The organism is Nonomuraea sp. NPDC050643 (assembly GCF_040654715.1).
Lineage (GTDB): Bacteria > Actinomycetota > Actinomycetes > Streptosporangiales > Streptosporangiaceae > Nonomuraea.
On sequence record NZ_JBFAIM010000049.1, the window covers coordinates 95414 to 111066 of the forward strand.

Consider the following 15653-nt stretch of genomic DNA (forward strand, 5'->3'; position numbering starts at 1 on the left):
TTTACGTGTCCGCCGCAGTTGACGACTGACATGTTTCTAGTTTATTTTCTTTTCAGGTGTATCAACTCATGTGAATGGGGAGATCTGGTGAGGACATTGCTCGCAGCGGCGGCCACCGCCGCACTCATGGTCACAAGCGTCACCATGGCGGCGTTACCGGCGGCGGCCGGGACGCAGGGGCGGAGCGCCGTCTCCATGGGCTGCCAGACGTCACGGGCGGTCCTGAACTTCCGGGACAACACGGTCGGCCGCTACTACTGCAGCGGCGTGCACGCGGTGGGCAAACGGGCCGACTACTTCACCGCCAACGGCTGGTCCGGCTGGCTGGACACCACCGAAGGCGACATCTACTTCTGCGACGGCGATCGCTTCCCCGTGCTCGGCGTCCACGTCTACAACCTCGTCCTCAACGCGACGAAGCCGGTGGGGTGCTGATGAGCCGGCTCGATGGCGTACGGACCGCCCATGACCGGCGGGCGGGGGCCCGCGCGGAAAGCCCGCGGACGGCACGGCCCTCGTGGGCGCGCCACGTCATCCTGCTGGCCGCCGCGGCTGCGGCGTTCGGCTCCCCGACACTCCTCGCGGTGGAGTCAGCCGCCGCGGCGACCCCGGCGAGCGGCAGACTCGTCCTCTACCGCAACACCGACTTCACCGGGTCCGCTCTGGCGCACACCTACACCGGCTGCGGGGGAGTCGTCGCGCTGACCGGTTCCGTCGGCTCGTTCGACAACCGGCCCCTGGCGGGCTGCAGTGTCAGCCTGCAGACCCGGGCCGGCGCGAGCCTGGTGCTGTGCGCCGGCCGCGGTGTCGTGCCCGCCGCCTTCCGGCAGGCCGGGCGCGTGCTGTTCAGGCCGGGCGCCTCGGCGCCGTGCGTGATCGCCGCGGCGGCCCCGGCGTAGGGGCGGGCTTCTTCAGAGTCCGGCGTCCTTGATCACCCGGCAGGTGTTCACGAGCTCACCCACCCCCACCGACGTGAGCGAGCAGAGCGGTGGCCGCGCCGAGTGCTGCCGCACGGCCGGCGGCGGTGGGGTGATGAGCGGGCCGGCGAGCACCGTGGCGATGACTACTGAGAGCAATTTCATCGTGACATTATGCATCCACTGCTGGTGCGACCTCCTCTTGAACTTTGTTCAAATTCGCCTTATGGTGTTATTTGTACTTAGTTCAAGTGCTGGGAAGGGCCACCACGATGACACAGCAGCAGTTGTCCGATTTCGTCACGGCGACGGCCGGAGAGTTCGGCCTTCCCGGAGCCGCCGTCGGCGTGCTGGCCGGCGGCCGGGAGTTGCCCGCCTTCCACGGCGTGACCAGCCTCGGCAACCCCCTGCCGATCGATGACAAGACGCTCTTCCCCCTGGCCTCGGTGACCAAGACCTTCACGGCGACCGCCCTGATGCGCCTGGTCGCCGAGGGAAGGGTGGAGCTGGACGCGCCGGTGCGCCGCTACGTCCCCGAACTCGCGCTCCCCGACGAGCGGGCCGCGGCGCGGATCACCGTGCTCAACCTGCTCAACCACACCGCGGGGCTGGACTGGAACCTCATCGACACCGACGACGGCGACGGCTCCCTGGCGGCGTTCGTGGCCAAGCTGGCCGGGCTGGAGCTGATCGCGCCGCCCGGCGCCCGCGCCTCCTACAGCCAGGCCGGCTACAACCTGGCCGGGCGGGTCATCGAGAAGGTCACCGGCCTGACCTTCGAGAAGGCCGTGACCACGCTGGTCCTGGAGCCGGTGGGGCTGTCGAACACCTTCTTCGGGGTCGACGACGTCATGGTCCGGCGGTTCGCCGTCGGCCACAACCGCGACCAGGACGGCACCCTCCGGGTCGCGCGGCCATGGGCGTCCTGGCGGGCCGGCACGCACGGCAACAACCCCGGCGGCGGCATCGCGTCCTCGGTGGGAGACCTGCTGCGCTGGGCCCGGTTCCATCTCGGCGCCGGAGAGGGCGTGCTGCCCGCCGAGACGCTGCACCGCATGAAGGAGCCGACGGTCGAGCTGCGCGCCAGCACGCTCGGCGACGCCATCGGCGTCTGCTGGTTCCTGCGCGACGTGGACGGTGTCCGCACCGTCGGGCACGGCGGGTCGGGCAACGGCCAGTTCGCCGAGTTGCTGATCGCGCCCGGCCACGACTTCGCCGTGGTCTCCCTCGCCAACGCCGGCCCGGACGGCCACCCCTTCAACCAGGCCGTCACGCGGTGGGCGCTGGAGCACTACCTCGGCGTCGTCGAACGGGCCCCCGAGCCCCTGCCGTACGACGCGGCGCGGGCACGGGAGGTCGCCGGCCGCTACGAGATCGACGCCATGAACCTCGACCTCGCCACCGACGGACTCCGGCTCACCCTCGAGGTGGGGATCAAGCCGGAGATCCGCCGGGCGTCGGAGACCGAGATGCCCCCGGACCACCCGCCGGCCGCCATCGGCTTCCTGCCCGGCGCGGGGGAGGAGTACGTCATCACCGAGGGCGGCCTGAAGGGGCAGCGCGGCTTCTTCAGCCGGGACGGCGGCGGCGCGGTGGCGGGCGTCGACCTGGCCGGCCGGCTCTTCCGCCGAGCCCGACCGGCCTCCTGACCCTCCGGCCGGCTTCCTGACCCTCCGCGTGGCCCCGGCTTCCCGCGCGGTCTCCTGACCCCCGCGTGGCCCCGGCTCCCCGCGCGGTCTCCTGACCCCCGCGCGGCCGCCGGCTCCGCGCGCGGCCTCTCTGACCCCCGCGCGGCCTCCTGGTCCGCCGGCCGGAGGCGGTCCTCGCCTAGTCCCGGCCCTCTTCCGGCAGCCCGTTGTCGAACTGCTCAGGCAGGACGTGCTCGCGCGGCTTGCCCTGCTCCGCCCTGGCCAGGGCGGCGGTGTCGGGGTAGTCGGTGACGAAGGCGTCCACGCCCAGGTCAAGATGCGCGCGGTACTCCGCCAGCGCGTCACCGTGGTCGGTCGGGACCTGGCCGCGGCGCAGTTGCAGGGGCAGGTACTGGTTCTCGCTGCGGAAGGTGTACACGCCGATCTTCAGCCCCGCCTTGTGCGCGTCCGACACCAGCGTGGTCGGGGCGCCCGAGCTGCCGTCAGGGTTGAGCGGAATCGCGGAGGACTTGTCCGGCCCGATCCACTTCGCGTACCGCGCGATCTTCGCCAGCCCCTCGGGCTTCATCATGTCCGCGTAGGTCGTCGGGTCCCCGGCCGCCGTCAGGTCGTACGGCTGGCCGGTGGTGCCGAGGGCCTGCCACAGCGGCACGCGCAGCTCCTTGGCCACCCGCTTGAGGCTGGACGGCTCGAACGACTGCAACACCACCGGGCTGTTCGGCCGGTTGAGGCCGCCGCGCCTGACGGTCTCGATCAGCGGCTCCTCCAGCGGCAGCCCGATCGACCTGAAGTAGGTCGGGTGCTTGGTCTCGGGGAAGACGCCGACCTGCTTGCCGTACTGGCGGGAGAGCCGCTTGGCCAGGTCGAGCACCTCCTGGAAGGTGAGCACCTGGTAGTAGCCGTTGTAGACGGTGTTGCGCTGGCGGATCGCGGGCAGCCGCTCGACGGCGCGCAGGGTTTTCAGCTCGGTCAGCGTGAAGTCCTCGGTGAACCAGCCGGTCACGTTGCGGCCGTCGATGACCTTGGTGGTCTTGCGCGCGGCGAACTCGGGACGCAGCGACACGTCGGTGGTGCCGGAGATCTCGTTCTCGTGCCGGACGACCAGTACGTGGTCCTTGGTCGGCACCAGGTCGGGCTCGATCCAGTCGGCCCCCATGGCCACGGCCAGCTCGTAGCTGCCCTGCGTGTGCTCGGGGCGATGCCCCGCCGAGCCACGGTGGCCGACGATGACGACCTGGGACCGGTCGGGTGCGGGCTCGGCCGCGGCCGAAGCCGCGCCGGCTCCGGTGAGGGGGGTGAGGATGGCGAGGGTGGTGGCTGCGATCTTCCGCACGTGAAACTCCCTGCGGTAGCTGCACCGGAGACTCTCACCGGTGATCACCGCGGCAATTATGGTAAAGACCGAAATCCAGTTATGGGCCAATAATGGCGAAATTTCCGGTGACAAGCAGCATCTGCCGGGCGGAGGGCGCGTTAGAGGTCTCGCCTGCGGATCGAGGGCCGGGGGTGGGATGGGTCCTTCACTTAAGCTGATATGTGGGGATTCGGGGGGAGGGGTCGCATGCTGCCTGAAGTGCAGGGATGGTTGCGGCGCCGTACGTCGTCCGCAGGCGACTGGCCGCTGCGGGACCTGATGGCCGCCAAGGGGGCCACCACGGTCAGCGTGGTGCTTCCGGCCCGCGACGAGCGGGAGACCGTGGGGGAGATCGTCGGGGTGATCCGGCGCGAGCTGGACGGCCTCGTGGACGAGGTCGTCGTCATCGACTCCCGCTCCGCCGACGACACGGCGATCGTGGCCGCGCGGGCCGGGGCCAGGGTGCACGCCCAGGACGAGATTCTGCCCCAGCTCAAGCCGCTCGACGGCAAGGGCGAGGCGCTGTGGAAGTCGCTGGCCGTCACGTCGGGGGACGTGGTGGTGTTCGCCGACGCCGATATCCGGAAATTTCACGCTTCCCTGGTCTTCGGGCTGCTCGGGCCCCTGCTGGCCGACCCCACCGTGGTCTACGCCAAGGGCTGCTACGACCGTCCGCTGGGCGGCGTGCCCAACGGCGGCGGCCGGGTCACGGAGCTGGTGGCCCGCCCGCTCATCAACCTGCACTGGCCGGAACTGGCCGGGTTCATGCAGCCGCTGGCCGGGGAGTACGCGGGCCGCCGCTCCGCCCTCGAACGCGTACCGTTCCTGACCGGTTACGGGGTGGAGCTCGGGCTGCTGATCGACCTGCTCGACCTGGCCGGGCTGGACGCGTTCGCCCAGGTGGATCTGGGGTCGCGCGAGCACGCGCCGCAGTCGACGGAGGCGCTCGGGGGCATGGCCGCCCAGATCATGCTCGCCGCCTGGTCCCGCCTCGAACGGCAGGGCAAGATCCGGCCCCTGCACGAGCCGTCACCACGGCTGGCCCAGTTCCGCCGGAGGGTGGACGGGCACGACGTCATGGTGCGCGACATCGGCATCGCCGAACGCCCCCCCATGCTCACCATCGCCGCCTGAACCCCACCCACCCGTCCGTCTCACCCGCCACATGCCACCCATCCACCCCACCCCGGCGCCGCCGAAGGTGATGCGGCCACGTCGGGGCCTGGGGCCGGGAGGGAGCCCAGGATGCATGCGCCGGCCATGGACGGGCACGCGGAGGCGGCCCGGGTTTTCGGCGGGCGGCCTGTGGTCAAGCGGTGTTACTTGAGGGCGGTGGCGACGAAGGCGGCGATCTGGTCGCGCATCGCCTCGTGGTCGTCGGCCGCGTCGCCCAGGATGATGCGCCCGAGCTGCGGCATCATCGACGGGAACAGCGCCAGCCCCGTCAGCGTGAACAACGTCCGCGCCGTCTCGGAGGACGGCTCCTCACCCCGCCCCGCCGCCAGTGAGGCCGTCTTGCGCCCGCAGCGCTCCACCCGGGTCTCCTGGCCGGGCAGCAGCTCCTGCCCCCGGTAGTTGAGCGCCTCCCACATCAGCAGCCGCACCAGGTCGGGATGGGTGCGGTAGTAGTCGGTCAGCTTGGCCACGTAGTCCACCGGGTCGGCGCCCGGCAGCGCGATCTGCGCCGTCAGGTCGTCGAGCGCCTCGGTGATGACCGCGTCGAACAGCTTCTCCTTGCTGCCGAAGTGACCGTAGATGCGTTCCTTGTTGACGCCGGCCCGCTCGGCGATGCGATCCACGCGGGCGCCCGCCACGCCGTACGCGGCGAACTCCTCGCGCGCGGCCTCCAGCAGGGCGGCCCGGGTGGCGGCGGTCGAGACCTTGGGTGCCATGGGGCCATCATAGCCGCTACCAACCGGTTGGTTGCAAACCAACCATCCGGTTGACATCCAACCAGTTGGTTGGCTAGCGTCCGAGCCCATGACGCTCACCCTTGAAGCCACCGAGGCCCCACCCCGCCCCGCCCCCTTCGGCCGCACCCTCACGGCCTTCACCCTCACCGCGATCCTGGTCAGCGGCCAGCTCTACGTCGTGATCCCCCTTTTGCACGACATGGCGACCGGCTGGGCCGCCTCGCCCGGCGGCCTGACCTGGCTGGTGACCGCGTTCGGCATCGGCTATGGCGCCGGTTTCCTGCTCTTCGGCCCCCTTTCCGACTGCTACGGCCGCCGCAGACTGCTCATGATTGGCCTGCCGCTGGCCGCCCTCACCACGGCCATGGTCGCGTTGAGCCCCTCGCCCGAGGTGGCGTTCGGCCTGCGGGCGGCGCAGGGGGTGGCGGTGGCGATGTTCCCGCCCGCGGGCATGGCGTACCTGGCCGAGCGGATCGAGCCGCGCCGCCGCGTGGTGGCCATCGCCGCGGTGACCGGCGCGTTCCTCGCCTCGGCCGTGGTGTTGCAGGTCGCCGCCCAGCTCCTGGTGGACGTGATCGGCTGGCGCGGCCTGTTCCTGCTCTCGGCCGCCGGATTCGTGGCGGCCACCCTCGGCGTGCGCGCCGTCATGCTGCCCGACCTGCCCCGTGAGAGCGCCGGATCCCTGCTGTCGGCCTACCGTCCGGTGCCCCGCCTGCTGTTCGACCGTGTGCTCTCGCTCCGCTACCTCGCCACGATCATGCTGATGGCCGGGTTCGTGGCCGTCTACACGGGTTTGCAGATCTACGGCGTCGCCTCGCCGGACGAACTCCTCGCGCTGCGCGCGGCCGGGCTGCCGTCGATCGTGCTGGTCCCGCTCGTCATGCCGTGGCTGGCCAGGATCCCCACCACGACCAGGGTGGTGGCGTTCCTGACGGTCGGCGGTCTCGCCCTGGCCACCGTCGGCCTCACCGGCACCGCCGTACTCGTCGGGCTGCTCGCCCTCTATGTCGCCGCCATCACCGGCGGCCTGCCCAGCATGAACGAGTCCATCTCCGCCGGTGCCGGCCACGCCCGGGGGACGGCGCTGGCCCTGTTCTCGTTCGCGCTCGCGGTCGGCGGCAGCGCCGGCCCGCAACTGGCCGCCGCGTTCGGCGGTTTCACCCCACTCATGTACGGCCTGGCCGTCGGCATGGCGGCCGCGGCCCTGGCCGTCCTGCTGTCGGCCCTACCGTCGACGGGGCGGCGGTAGCAGCCCACCGAGCGTGACATCGGGGGCCGACGAGCGGCGCCACCTCGCCCGCCCCACTGGGTCCAGGCCCCTTGAACAGGGCCTCGCAGCCGCCGTCCACGGAGTGGGCGAGGGAGCACACCACCTGGCCAGGCCGTCGGTCTGCCCGTTGAGATTCAGCCTGGCGCGGAACGTGCGATCTTGCCCCGCTTGCCGTCCACCAAGGCCGCGACCCGCGTCAGCATGCCCGACAGGCTCCCGAACAGGGCTTTCAACTCCGCATGCTCGCCGTTGAGCTGCCTGGACACGCTCACCAGGTCCTCCATGAACGCCCGGATCGCGGCGTCGCCCCATCACGGTGGCGAGGTCGCGTACCGTCTGCGCCCCGTCGTCCCCGGCGGCGCCCAGCACGGAGGCGGCGTCGTACGGCCCGCGCACCATTCCCCCCCACGCTCTCGCCCCTCTACACGGGCGGCAGCCGGGACGGCACCCCGCCCGGGCCGAACGCCGCCACGATCACCGCCTGCGCGGACGCCAGGACCTTGCGGGCTGCGTCATATCCGAACTCGACCCGCACCCGCTCGCCCACCGGCGCCCGGCCCACCCTGGCCCGGGATGGATGCTCACAACCCGGTCGAAGTACGCCGTCGCGCAGACCGCGGTCGCCGGCCGGACCAGTAGGTAGGCGAGGGCCGTCAGGATCGCGGCGAGCCGGCGGGTAAAACGGCCTTCTCCCAAGGCAGGCGATCCGAGAGTGACCACCACATTCCCCACGGTTGGCGACGGAGCAGGCCGGGCGTGTGACCAATCCGCCACCCGCCCGGCATTCCTGGCGCGGCTACCGGCCGGTAAGGTGTTACCACCGGTAACGCTTGAGATCGAGGAGTGCGCACATGACGGGGTTCTGCCCGGAGCTCAGTGCCGACGTGGTCGAGGTGCGTGACTGGGTGCACGCCTTCGCCCGCGACGTGATCCGCCCGGCGGGCGCCGAATGGGACGAGCGCGAGGAGACCCCCTGGCCCGTCATCCAGGAGGCGGCCAAGATCGGCCTGTACTCCCTCGACTTCTTCGCCACCCAGTGGTTCGAGGAGAGCGGACTGGCGCTGCCCGTGGCGTTCGAAGAGATCTTCTGGGGCGACGCGGGCATCGGCCTGTCCATCGTCGGCACCGGCCTGGCCGCCGCCGCCCTGGCCGCCAACGGCACCCCGGAGCAGATCGGGGAGTGGCTGCCGCAGATGTTCGGCTCGGAGAACGACGTCAAGCTGGGCGCCTTCTGCGCCTCCGAACCGGACGCGGGCTCCGACATCGGCGCGATCCGTACGCGTGCGGTGCCCGACGGCGGCGACTGGATCCTGAACGGCGTCAAGACCTGGGCCACGAACGGCGGCATCGCCGACGTCCACGTGGTGGTGGCCTCCGCCGACCCCGCACTCGGCACCCGCGGCCAGGCGACCTTCGTCATCCCGCCGGGCACGCCGGGGCTGTCGATGGGCCAGAAGTTCCGCAAGCACGGCATCCGCGCCTCCCACACGGCCGAGGTGGTCCTGCGGGACGTACGGGTGCCCGGCACGTGCCTGCTCGGCGGCAAGGAGAAGCTGGACGCGCGGCTGGCCCGCGTACGGAAGGGGGAGCGGGCCGGGGAGCAGGCGGCGATGCGCACGTTCGAGACCACCCGCCCGTCGGTCGCCGCGATGGCCGTGGGGATCGCCAGGGCGGGCTTCGAGTACGCCAGGGACTACGCCCGCGAACGCGAGCAGTTCGGCCGCAAGATCGGCGAGAACCAGGCGATCGCCTTCCTCCTCGCCGAGATGGCCACCCGCGTGGACGTGGCACGGCTGCTGACCTGGCGGGCCGCCTGGATGGCCCGCAACGGCCGGCGGTTCGAGCAGGCGGAGGGCTCGATGTCGAAGCTGGTGGCAGGGGAGACGGCGGTGTGGGTGACCGAGCAGGCGATCCAGATCCTGGGGGGCGCCGGGTACACCCGGGAGCACCCGGTGGAGCGGTTCCACCGGGACGCCAAGATCTACACCATCTTCGAGGGCACGTCGGAGATCCAACGGCTGATCATCGGCCGCGCCGTCACCGGCCTCCAGGTCCGCTGAGAACTTCGCACGTCAGCAGGCGTGAGGTGACGCGGTAGAGTCGCCGCAGCACATCACCCTGCCTGATGCCTTGCCGATGGAACAGACCTCAGTTCTGTCTTACCGGCTTCGAGTTGCCCGAGTTGCCGATCGATGGCTTCGCGGACTCGATTGTGCGACGAAGGCAGCATGTGAGCGTAAGCGCCGGATCGGAGCGCCCCAGGTACTCGGACAAGTCCTTGATTGTCACGCCACCCGCCAGAGTGACGCTGGCGAAGTGGTGGCGAAGCCGGTGTGCGCCCTCCTGGCGATTGGTGAGGTACTGACGCCGGCCTCGTGCGTCCCTGACCGGCTCAGGAAGGACCCCGGCCGCGACGGGCGCGGGCTAGTGCGAAGACGAAGTCGCTCCTCAGCTTCTTGACCTGGCGCCGCACGTGAATGGTCATCTCCTCGCAATCCACGTCCTCGAGAGCGAGCCCGAACCACTCACCTGCCCGCATGCCACACCCCGCCCCGAGGACGGGCATCGCCCGTAGGTGCTCGGGATGGGCGGCGATGACCGCGAGAACCACCAGGTCCGCCCAGGGAACCACCTTCTTGTGGGCGTGCGCAGGTGCTTTGACGATCTTGGCGCAGCAGATCGCCGACGCCCGTATCCGCGCCGGGATCGAGGAGCACTGGATCAAGCCCTTCATCACGCCCGCAGGTGGCACCTGGAACGACGGGCCGCGGGGAGTGGACGAGCCGATTACCGCGCTCACCACGTGGACGACGCCGGTAACGCGGGCCGCGACCGCGGCGTGCAGCGCCCGCAGGTTCTCCGGTGTCTTCAGCTTGCCCAGGTCGGGTACGTGCCACATCGGCTCACCGCGGTGGGTCTTGACCTTGGTGCCTCCCGAGCGCTTCTTGATGATCGCGGCCGCACAGCCGGTCATCGAGGTGCGCATCGCCTCCTTCAACGTGGCGATGAACCCGGCCGCGTCCAGGGGCTGGCGCAGGTTCTCGTAGTGCACGTCGCGGTTGTCCTCGAAATCGGCCGGTAGGTCCTCTTCGGGGTTGCGCCAGCGGGCGGCGCCCTCGACAGGAAGCTCCGCCGGACGCGCCTTGGCCTCGGCCTGGTCGAAGAACGCGTCGATCCAGGCCTTCATGGCCGCCGCCCACTGCGGCCGGGACAGCGCGTCGGGGTTGCCCTCGAGCGCGATGAGGGCCAGGTTGACCGCCCGGCCGTCGTCCTGCCCGAGCCGCGCCAGACCCGCGGCGAGGGCGCCGCTCGGGACGGCAGATGTGTTCACGGCGTGTGTCACGGGTTGCTCCTCTCCTACCCGCACCGAGCGGGATCGGAGAGGAGGACCGACCCGGGACCGCAGACAATACGTGCCGTCTTTCCGACGGAGTTTCCGTTGGGGGCAGAAGATCAGCAGGTGGTGCAGAGCTCGCGCCGGACGCGCCAGGTGAAGGTGGTGCTTGCCTGGCCGCCGCCGACGGCGGTGACCGTGACGTTGTAGCTTCCTACCGTGTGGGGCTGGCCGGTGATCCAGCCGGTCGTGCCGATGGTCAGCCCGGGCGGCAGACCGGTCGCCGACCAGGTGTAGGACCCGCTCCCGCCGGTGGCCTGCATCTGCAGCATCACGCTGTCCGGGAGGAGCGTGATCTGGGTGCCCGGGTTGACGACCGTCATCGCCGGCGGGGGCGTGGGGATATCCGGCGGCGGGCAGTCGAGCAATACCGGATCAGACCCCGTCGATCCGGTGATGAACTCCGGAGACCCCGACAGGTATTGGACCGTGGCGGTCGCCCGGCCCGAGTAATAGCCGGACGCGCAGAACGCGCCCGGGCTGGGGGCGCCGATGCCGAACACGGGGGTCAGGGTGGTGTTCTGCCAAACATCGGTGCGGCCGCTCACGGTTACGCCGGGGCCGTTGTTCAGCCCGTGGTAGAGCAGTTCCACGGTGAGGTCGATGCGGCGCACTGGACCGTCGCACTGGACCGTCGCACTGTAGTTGACGGTCTTGGCGTCGGTCTTGCTCGGTGGGCTGCCCGGCGCGACGTACCAGCAGTTGTGGCCGTCGGGATCGGCGGCGGATGCCGGGGTGGCGTCGATGCGTCGCACTGGACCGTCGCACTGGACCGTCGCACTGGAGTTGACGGTCTTGCTCGGTGGGCTGCCCGGCGCGACGTACCAGCAGTTGTGGCCGTCGGGAACGGCGGCGGATGCCGGGGTGGCCAGGCCCAGGGATGCGATGGAGAGGGCGGCTGCGACCAGGGCCAGGAGGAGGCGGGATAAACTGCGATGCCACAGATTCACGCGCATCGATGGATGATCTCACGGGACATCGGCGTCGACAATGGGTGAGCCCGGACCGGGAGGTGGGCCGGGGCGTGCACGCGAAGACAACCTGCTCACGCCCAACTGCGGCGGGGTGTGCGTCCGGGCCGGCCGGGAGCAGTGACTGCTGACCCTTGTGACGTTCCGTGGTCGGTACGCCGAAGCCGAACGTGAGGAGCAGCGTTCCGCGAGGAGCACGGCAAGGATGTTACGAAGCCGGGCTCATCACCCGCCGCAGGAGAGCGAAACAGCCCGCGCTGTTCACCGCGGCGGGCTGCTGATGCTGTACCTCGCGCCGCCCAGCACCGACCGGATCCGCGAGAAACATCCACGCACGCCGGCACGGGGACATCCCGGTCGTCGGCCTCGATCTGGAGGCCACGACGTTCGGCCTGACGTTCAAGGTCACGTCGGCCACCCCTTCGGGGGCGGATGGCGGCTACGAGCAGATGGGAAGGAACCTGGAGGCGTTGAGCGCGCTCCGCGGTACGCGGCATCGGCTGATGAAGCTGCGCTATCAGGCAGCAACCTCGTCCGCGCCGCCGACGTGACGATCACCGCTGCGAGCGACCCGGAAGTCAACACCGGCGCTGCGACCGCCCGTATCGCGGCTGTGGTTGAGGTGCCGAGCGCGCTGTGGCGAGACGAAGCCGCATCCACCTGGGCGGGCGCGCCCAACCAGCTTGCCCAGGCGGTGACCACGCTTGCGAGCTCGACCGGGCCCATCGTTGACGCGCTGCTGCGCTTCACCGGCCCGGCCGTGCAGCCGTCCATCGGGGACGTCGCCACGGGCGGCTGGGTGCTCCGTGCGGGCGGGCTGCTGGCGGGGCAGAGGTTGCTGATCTGCTGCGGCCACATGCAGGCCGCGGTCCGTCACCTCGGACACATGGGACCTGGCCGCCGGAGACGACGTGACGGGGGAGATCGAGGCAATTGGCCCCGGGTCACAGTTCCGGCGGTTGCACCTGACCCCGTCCGTCGCGGTCGCCGATCCGTTCTCCCGGGCGGTTCTGGTCTCCACCTCTGCGACCGGCACGGATGACTTATCGCGGATAGAGACTCGGGCGAGGCGCGCATATCTCTAACTGAATTCGGAGCCTGTCGCCCAAATCCACGTGCTACTGAAGTGATCCTAATCCCGATAGACCTTTACGGTGAAAGTCCAGGCACCCGACTTCCCGACCTGATCTGATCGCAGGTTCATGAGGAAGGCAAGCCGGACATCCGTGCCGCCAGTGTATCGCGTGCAAGCCATCAGGCGATCGTAAGGAAAGGGATCGCCGATCCAGCCTGTGGGATTGTTGTTGTAACGCAGAATCGCACTGTACTGAGGGGCGCCAGGCACGAACCAGCCACGAGGTGCGGCGATTCCATTTCCGCCGGGCCCCACCCGCTTCTGCAGCCCATCAAAATAGATCGACCCGGAGGCTTCGGCGATACGGATGACATCGCCGTCGCGAATGCCGTTCGGCGCTTGGTCGCCGTAGGGCACAGGCGGGAAGACGGCGTCCCTGCGGCCTCCGGCGAAGGTCGCCGTGTCCTGCACGTCGGCCCTCAGACCCTTGCTACAACGGTCCATCGCCGCCGTTACCTGCTGAGTTGGTGTGGAGACGCGAGTAGCAGGGGGCTCCTCGCCCGAGCCGACCTTTTGCGCTACCGCAAGCGCGGCTGACCCTAGAAGAACTACGAATAGTCCTAGCGCGACGCCCTTCCTGCTCCATGGCTTGACGTTGTGCTGGATCATGCCGGCCAATAGGTTGGAGAGCAGGCCGACGGTCGCCAAGGCAAGGGCGATCAAGCCCACCAGCCACAAATTGTGCATGTCGACACTGTAGCTCTGATGACCCGTCGCGACCGCTGCCTCCAGAATCACGAATAGCTTTCGCGTATTGATGAGGTAAACAGGCGCGCCGGGTGGCATTGGTTACGTGCGGCCGGCTATGCCCTCCAGGCATTATCGGACCTCCGCAATCAGATGGCCGGGACGAGGAAGATCCGGCCATGTCGAATCACTTGAACGTTCATCGGGGGCCTTTGGCTGGGAGCGATCGCAACGCTCCATATTGTTCAGCAGGAGGCCAACCTGTGTCCTTCGATCTGCGGCTCGTGGCCTACAGCCCATTCGGCTATCGGCTCAGTGTTCTCCCGCATCCACTGTCGATAGAGAGACCAGGGGCAGCACGCCGAGGTCGTCGCGACATCGGTAATCAGATGGGGCCCGTCATCATCGCAGGTCTCGGTGAGGTGGACCTTGAAGCCGTCCCACTGGGTCTCGCGCTTCACACCGACGCGCGCGTCCTCGTCGTAGGGGGAGACCAGACGCACGGATGAGGCCGGCTGCTCCTGAGAGGTGCGCCACCGGACCTGACCTTCCTCGTCACGGAACTCCTGAAGCCAGATCCGCCGCAGCATCTCCACGGCGGGGACCTCCCTGAGCCACGGCGGGGCTGAGTCGGAATAGACGGCGAGCAGCAACCGGGTTCCGTCCGCTCCGATCTGGTTGGCGAGTTCGACCCTGGTCGCCATCTGCTTGGGCATCCGGAACTCTTCGGTATGGGCGTCGTAGCGATCCCACCAGGCCGACTCGGCCACCGTGACCAGCTCAGAACCCACCGGACGCAATGACACCGAGGACCTCGTTCCCACGCAGAACACAACAAGAGCGGCCCCATGATCACCGATGTGATCATGGGGCCGCTTCGTTTGATCAATTCGCCAACAGTGTCCCCTCGTGGAGGAGCGGGGCGCTTTTCGTGTTTGCGCAGCTAGTCCTGACCATGTTCGACCGGTGGCCCGGAGGCAAGGTGGCGCAACCGGTCAAGGTCCGCAACCTCACGGACCAAGAAGGACGGAAGCTGCAGCGGAGGTCACTCGCCCCTCCACGCGGTACATTGGTTGCTCCCCCCTGAAGGCCGCCAACAGTACCTGACATCGGTGGGGTTGGCCCTTAGGGAGTGGGGGTAACACAAGCCGCTGATTGTGGGCGCGTCATAACGGATGATAGTGCCGCCGCTGTACCTAACCGAGCCCCAGACGTCTGAATCGGGCCAGCTCCCGAGCACCCTGCATACAGTCAGGGTCGTGTGGTTGGAGTTGATCTCTGCGAAGCCCCACTCGTTTCCCACTCTGAACGAGTGTGCTTCCGCAGGTGCGGTCATAGCTATGGCCGTCGCGGCGGTAGCGATGGCCACTTGCCCAAACCGCATGATTTTCGTACGCATGGTCGTCTCCTTCTTCTGATCTAACAGCGCAGACTCATGTCCGCTTCTGCTGACCCGAAGGCCGGGGTGACTCAAGTTTCACCTCCGGCAAGGACCCGGACGAGGGCAGCAACCGGGCATCTACCGGACATTTGGCCGCAACGGTGGTGGCGCTGTGGTGGGCGTGGACGATCGATACGTAGGAGCCCGGTCGCTCCTGGCCGGATGCCGCTCCTCAAACCGCCTGGATCATCCCAGGTGGATCGCCGGGTGGAGCGGATACCCGGTCATCAGGTCGGCTGCCTCCTCGCTGACCTGGTCGCGGACCTTGGCGTCCAAGGTGTATTTGGCCGGCGAGGCTTTGCCGTCAGGCGTGGTGGCGGGCTGGGTGCTGGCCAGCACCGTGTGGATCAGGTGGGCGATGCGGTCCATGTCGGCCTGGTTGAGGCCTCGGGTGGTCAGGGCGGGAGTGCCGAGACGGATACCGGAGGTGTACCAGGCGCCGTCGCGTGGGCTGCGGAGGGTCTTGTGGGTCGTGGTCGTGACGATGTGGGCGTGCGGGATGGGGTCGAAGTCGCCGGTGAAGACTTTCCCGGCGACCAGGCCGGCGAAGTGGGCCATGTCCACCATGAGGGTGGTGCCGACCTCTGAGGGGCCACGGTGAATCCGGACAGCCGTGTTATGGGCGCAGCCTATGCCGCTGTCTGGGCTGAAAGGGCCTCGTTGAGAACCTCCAGGGGCGGCCGGTAGCCCAGCGCGGAGTGCAGGTGCCGGCGGTTGTAGAACTCTTCGATGTAGCGGATGACCTGGCTTTTCGCCTTGGCTCGGGTGGTGAAGACGACGCGGTGCAGCCACTCGTTCTTGAGCGCGGGGAAGAACGACTCGGCCATGGCGTTATCTCGATCCGTCAACTCCTCAGGTTCACGACTCTGAAGATGGTCTGGTGAGGGTCACTCATCCGTTCCATCCGCTGGCCGGGCAGGTG

At 69.1% G+C, this 15653-nt stretch carries 15 protein-coding genes and 2 pseudogenes; 6 read left to right on the top strand and 11 right to left on the bottom strand.

Annotated elements, in window-relative coordinates; translation table 11 throughout:
* The first annotated feature begins 87 nt into the window (after nt 1-87).
* Nucleotides 88-435, top strand: coding sequence for a hypothetical protein (locus AB0I15_RS44935; protein WP_358110755.1), 348 nt, complete (start codon nt 88-90; stop codon nt 433-435).
* Nucleotides 435-899, top strand: coding sequence for a hypothetical protein (locus AB0I15_RS44940; protein ID WP_358110758.1), 465 nt, complete (start codon nt 435-437; stop codon nt 897-899). The genes AB0I15_RS44935 and AB0I15_RS44940 overlap by 1 nt, the downstream gene beginning before the upstream one ends.
* 12 nt (nt 900-911) lie before the next feature.
* On the opposite strand, the gene AB0I15_RS44945 is transcribed toward AB0I15_RS44940, so the two are convergent.
* On the bottom strand, nt 912-1082 hold the full coding sequence (locus tag AB0I15_RS44945; RefSeq protein ID WP_358110761.1) for a hypothetical protein: 171 nt from the start codon (nt 1080-1082) through the stop codon (nt 912-914).
* Between the two features lie 107 nt (nt 1083-1189).
* Here AB0I15_RS44945 and AB0I15_RS44950 point away from each other — a divergent pair, with 107 nt between their 5' ends.
* Nucleotides 1190-2566: a serine hydrolase domain-containing protein gene (locus tag AB0I15_RS44950; protein ID WP_358110764.1), complete on the top strand. Its 1377-nt coding sequence runs from the start codon at nt 1190-1192 to the stop codon at nt 2564-2566.
* A 178-nt stretch (nt 2567-2744) separates the two neighbouring features.
* On the opposite strand, the gene AB0I15_RS44955 is transcribed toward AB0I15_RS44950, so the two are convergent.
* The gene (locus tag AB0I15_RS44955; RefSeq protein ID WP_358110767.1) at nt 2745-3899 is read right to left on the bottom strand and encodes a glycerophosphodiester phosphodiesterase; all 1155 of its coding nucleotides are present in this window, start codon (nt 3897-3899) and stop codon (nt 2745-2747) included.
* A 228-nt stretch (nt 3900-4127) separates the two neighbouring features.
* On the opposite strand from AB0I15_RS44955, the gene AB0I15_RS44960 reads away from it, so the two are divergent.
* A complete protein-coding gene (locus tag AB0I15_RS44960) occupies nt 4128-5054 on the top strand; it encodes a glucosyl-3-phosphoglycerate synthase (RefSeq protein ID WP_358110770.1) in 927 nt (308 codons plus the stop codon).
* A 185-nt stretch (nt 5055-5239) separates the two neighbouring features.
* On the opposite strand, the gene AB0I15_RS44965 is transcribed toward AB0I15_RS44960, so the two are convergent.
* Entirely contained in the window at nt 5240-5812 is a 573-nt protein-coding gene (locus AB0I15_RS44965; RefSeq protein WP_358110773.1) for a TetR/AcrR family transcriptional regulator, read from the bottom strand.
* 88 nt (nt 5813-5900) lie between these two features.
* Between AB0I15_RS44965 and AB0I15_RS44970 the strand changes: the two genes are divergently transcribed.
* The gene (locus AB0I15_RS44970) at nt 5901-7082 is read left to right on the top strand and encodes an MFS transporter (RefSeq protein WP_358110776.1); all 1182 of its coding nucleotides are present in this window, start codon (nt 5901-5903) and stop codon (nt 7080-7082) included.
* A gap of 155 nt (nt 7083-7237) precedes the next feature.
* Here the strand turns inward: AB0I15_RS44970 and AB0I15_RS44975 are convergent, their stop codons facing one another.
* Both AB0I15_RS44975 and AB0I15_RS44980 read right to left on the bottom strand, forming a co-directional pair.
* Nucleotides 7238-7375: a hypothetical protein gene (locus tag AB0I15_RS44975; RefSeq protein WP_358110779.1), complete on the bottom strand. Its 138-nt coding sequence runs from the start codon at nt 7373-7375 to the stop codon at nt 7238-7240.
* 149 nt (nt 7376-7524) lie between these two features.
* A complete protein-coding gene (locus AB0I15_RS44980; protein ID WP_358110782.1) occupies nt 7525-7665 on the bottom strand; it encodes a hypothetical protein in 141 nt (46 codons plus the stop codon).
* Between the two features lie 289 nt (nt 7666-7954).
* Here AB0I15_RS44980 and AB0I15_RS44985 point away from each other — a divergent pair, with 289 nt between their 5' ends.
* Nucleotides 7955-9163 carry an acyl-CoA dehydrogenase family protein gene (locus tag AB0I15_RS44985; RefSeq protein ID WP_358110785.1) on the top strand — a complete coding sequence of 403 codons (1209 nt, stop codon included), beginning with the start codon at nt 7955-7957 and terminating at the stop codon, nt 9161-9163.
* 332 nt (nt 9164-9495) lie between these two features.
* On the opposite strand, the gene AB0I15_RS44990 is transcribed toward AB0I15_RS44985, so the two are convergent.
* The 6 genes and pseudogenes from AB0I15_RS44990 to AB0I15_RS45015 all read right to left on the bottom strand — a co-directional run.
* Nucleotides 9496-10446: a hypothetical protein gene (locus tag AB0I15_RS44990; RefSeq protein WP_358110788.1), complete on the bottom strand. Its 951-nt coding sequence runs from the start codon at nt 10444-10446 to the stop codon at nt 9496-9498.
* Between the two features lie 110 nt (nt 10447-10556).
* The gene (locus AB0I15_RS44995) at nt 10557-11453 is read right to left on the bottom strand and encodes an Ig domain-containing protein (protein WP_358110791.1); all 897 of its coding nucleotides are present in this window, start codon (nt 11451-11453) and stop codon (nt 10557-10559) included.
* Between the two features lie 1147 nt (nt 11454-12600).
* Nucleotides 12601-13290 (bottom strand): hypothetical protein, encoded by a 690-nt coding sequence (locus tag AB0I15_RS45000; RefSeq protein WP_358110794.1) that lies wholly within the window; start codon nt 13288-13290, stop codon nt 12601-12603.
* Nucleotides 13291-13535: 245 nt separating this feature from the next.
* On the bottom strand, nt 13536-14081 hold the full coding sequence (locus tag AB0I15_RS45005) for a hypothetical protein (RefSeq protein ID WP_358110797.1): 546 nt from the start codon (nt 14079-14081) through the stop codon (nt 13536-13538).
* Between the two features lie 1094 nt (nt 14082-15175).
* Nucleotides 15176-15313: pseudogene (locus tag AB0I15_RS45010) on the bottom strand (serine hydroxymethyltransferase); the annotation flags it as partial.
* Nucleotides 15314-15360: 47 nt separating this feature from the next.
* Nucleotides 15361-15567, bottom strand: a pseudogene (locus tag AB0I15_RS45015) (integrase core domain-containing protein); the annotation flags it as partial.
* Nucleotides 15568-15653 lie beyond the last annotated feature (86 nt).

What these genes read in the sequence shown, in the direction of transcription:
- AB0I15_RS44940 (WP_358110758.1), top strand. Translation starts at nt 435, where the DNA reads ATGAGCCGGCTCGATGGCGTACGGACCGCCCATGACCGGCGGGCGGGG.
- AB0I15_RS44945 (WP_358110761.1), bottom strand. Translation starts at nt 1,082, where the DNA reads ATGAAATTGCTCTCAGTAGTCATCGCCACGGTGCTCGCCGGCCCGCTC.
- AB0I15_RS44950 (WP_358110764.1), top strand. Translation starts at nt 1,190, where the DNA reads ATGACACAGCAGCAGTTGTCCGATTTCGTCACGGCGACGGCCGGAGAG.
- AB0I15_RS44960 (WP_358110770.1), top strand. Translation starts at nt 4,128, where the DNA reads ATGCTGCCTGAAGTGCAGGGATGGTTGCGGCGCCGTACGTCGTCCGCA.
- AB0I15_RS44965 (WP_358110773.1), bottom strand. Translation starts at nt 5,812, where the DNA reads ATGGCACCCAAGGTCTCGACCGCCGCCACCCGGGCCGCCCTGCTGGAG.
- AB0I15_RS44970 (WP_358110776.1), top strand. Translation starts at nt 5,901, where the DNA reads ATGACGCTCACCCTTGAAGCCACCGAGGCCCCACCCCGCCCCGCCCCC.
- AB0I15_RS44985 (WP_358110785.1), top strand. Translation starts at nt 7,955, where the DNA reads ATGACGGGGTTCTGCCCGGAGCTCAGTGCCGACGTGGTCGAGGTGCGT.
- AB0I15_RS44995 (WP_358110791.1), bottom strand. Translation starts at nt 11,453, where the DNA reads ATGCGCGTGAATCTGTGGCATCGCAGTTTATCCCGCCTCCTCCTGGCC.
- AB0I15_RS45000 (WP_358110794.1), bottom strand. Translation starts at nt 13,290, where the DNA reads ATGCACAATTTGTGGCTGGTGGGCTTGATCGCCCTTGCCTTGGCGACC.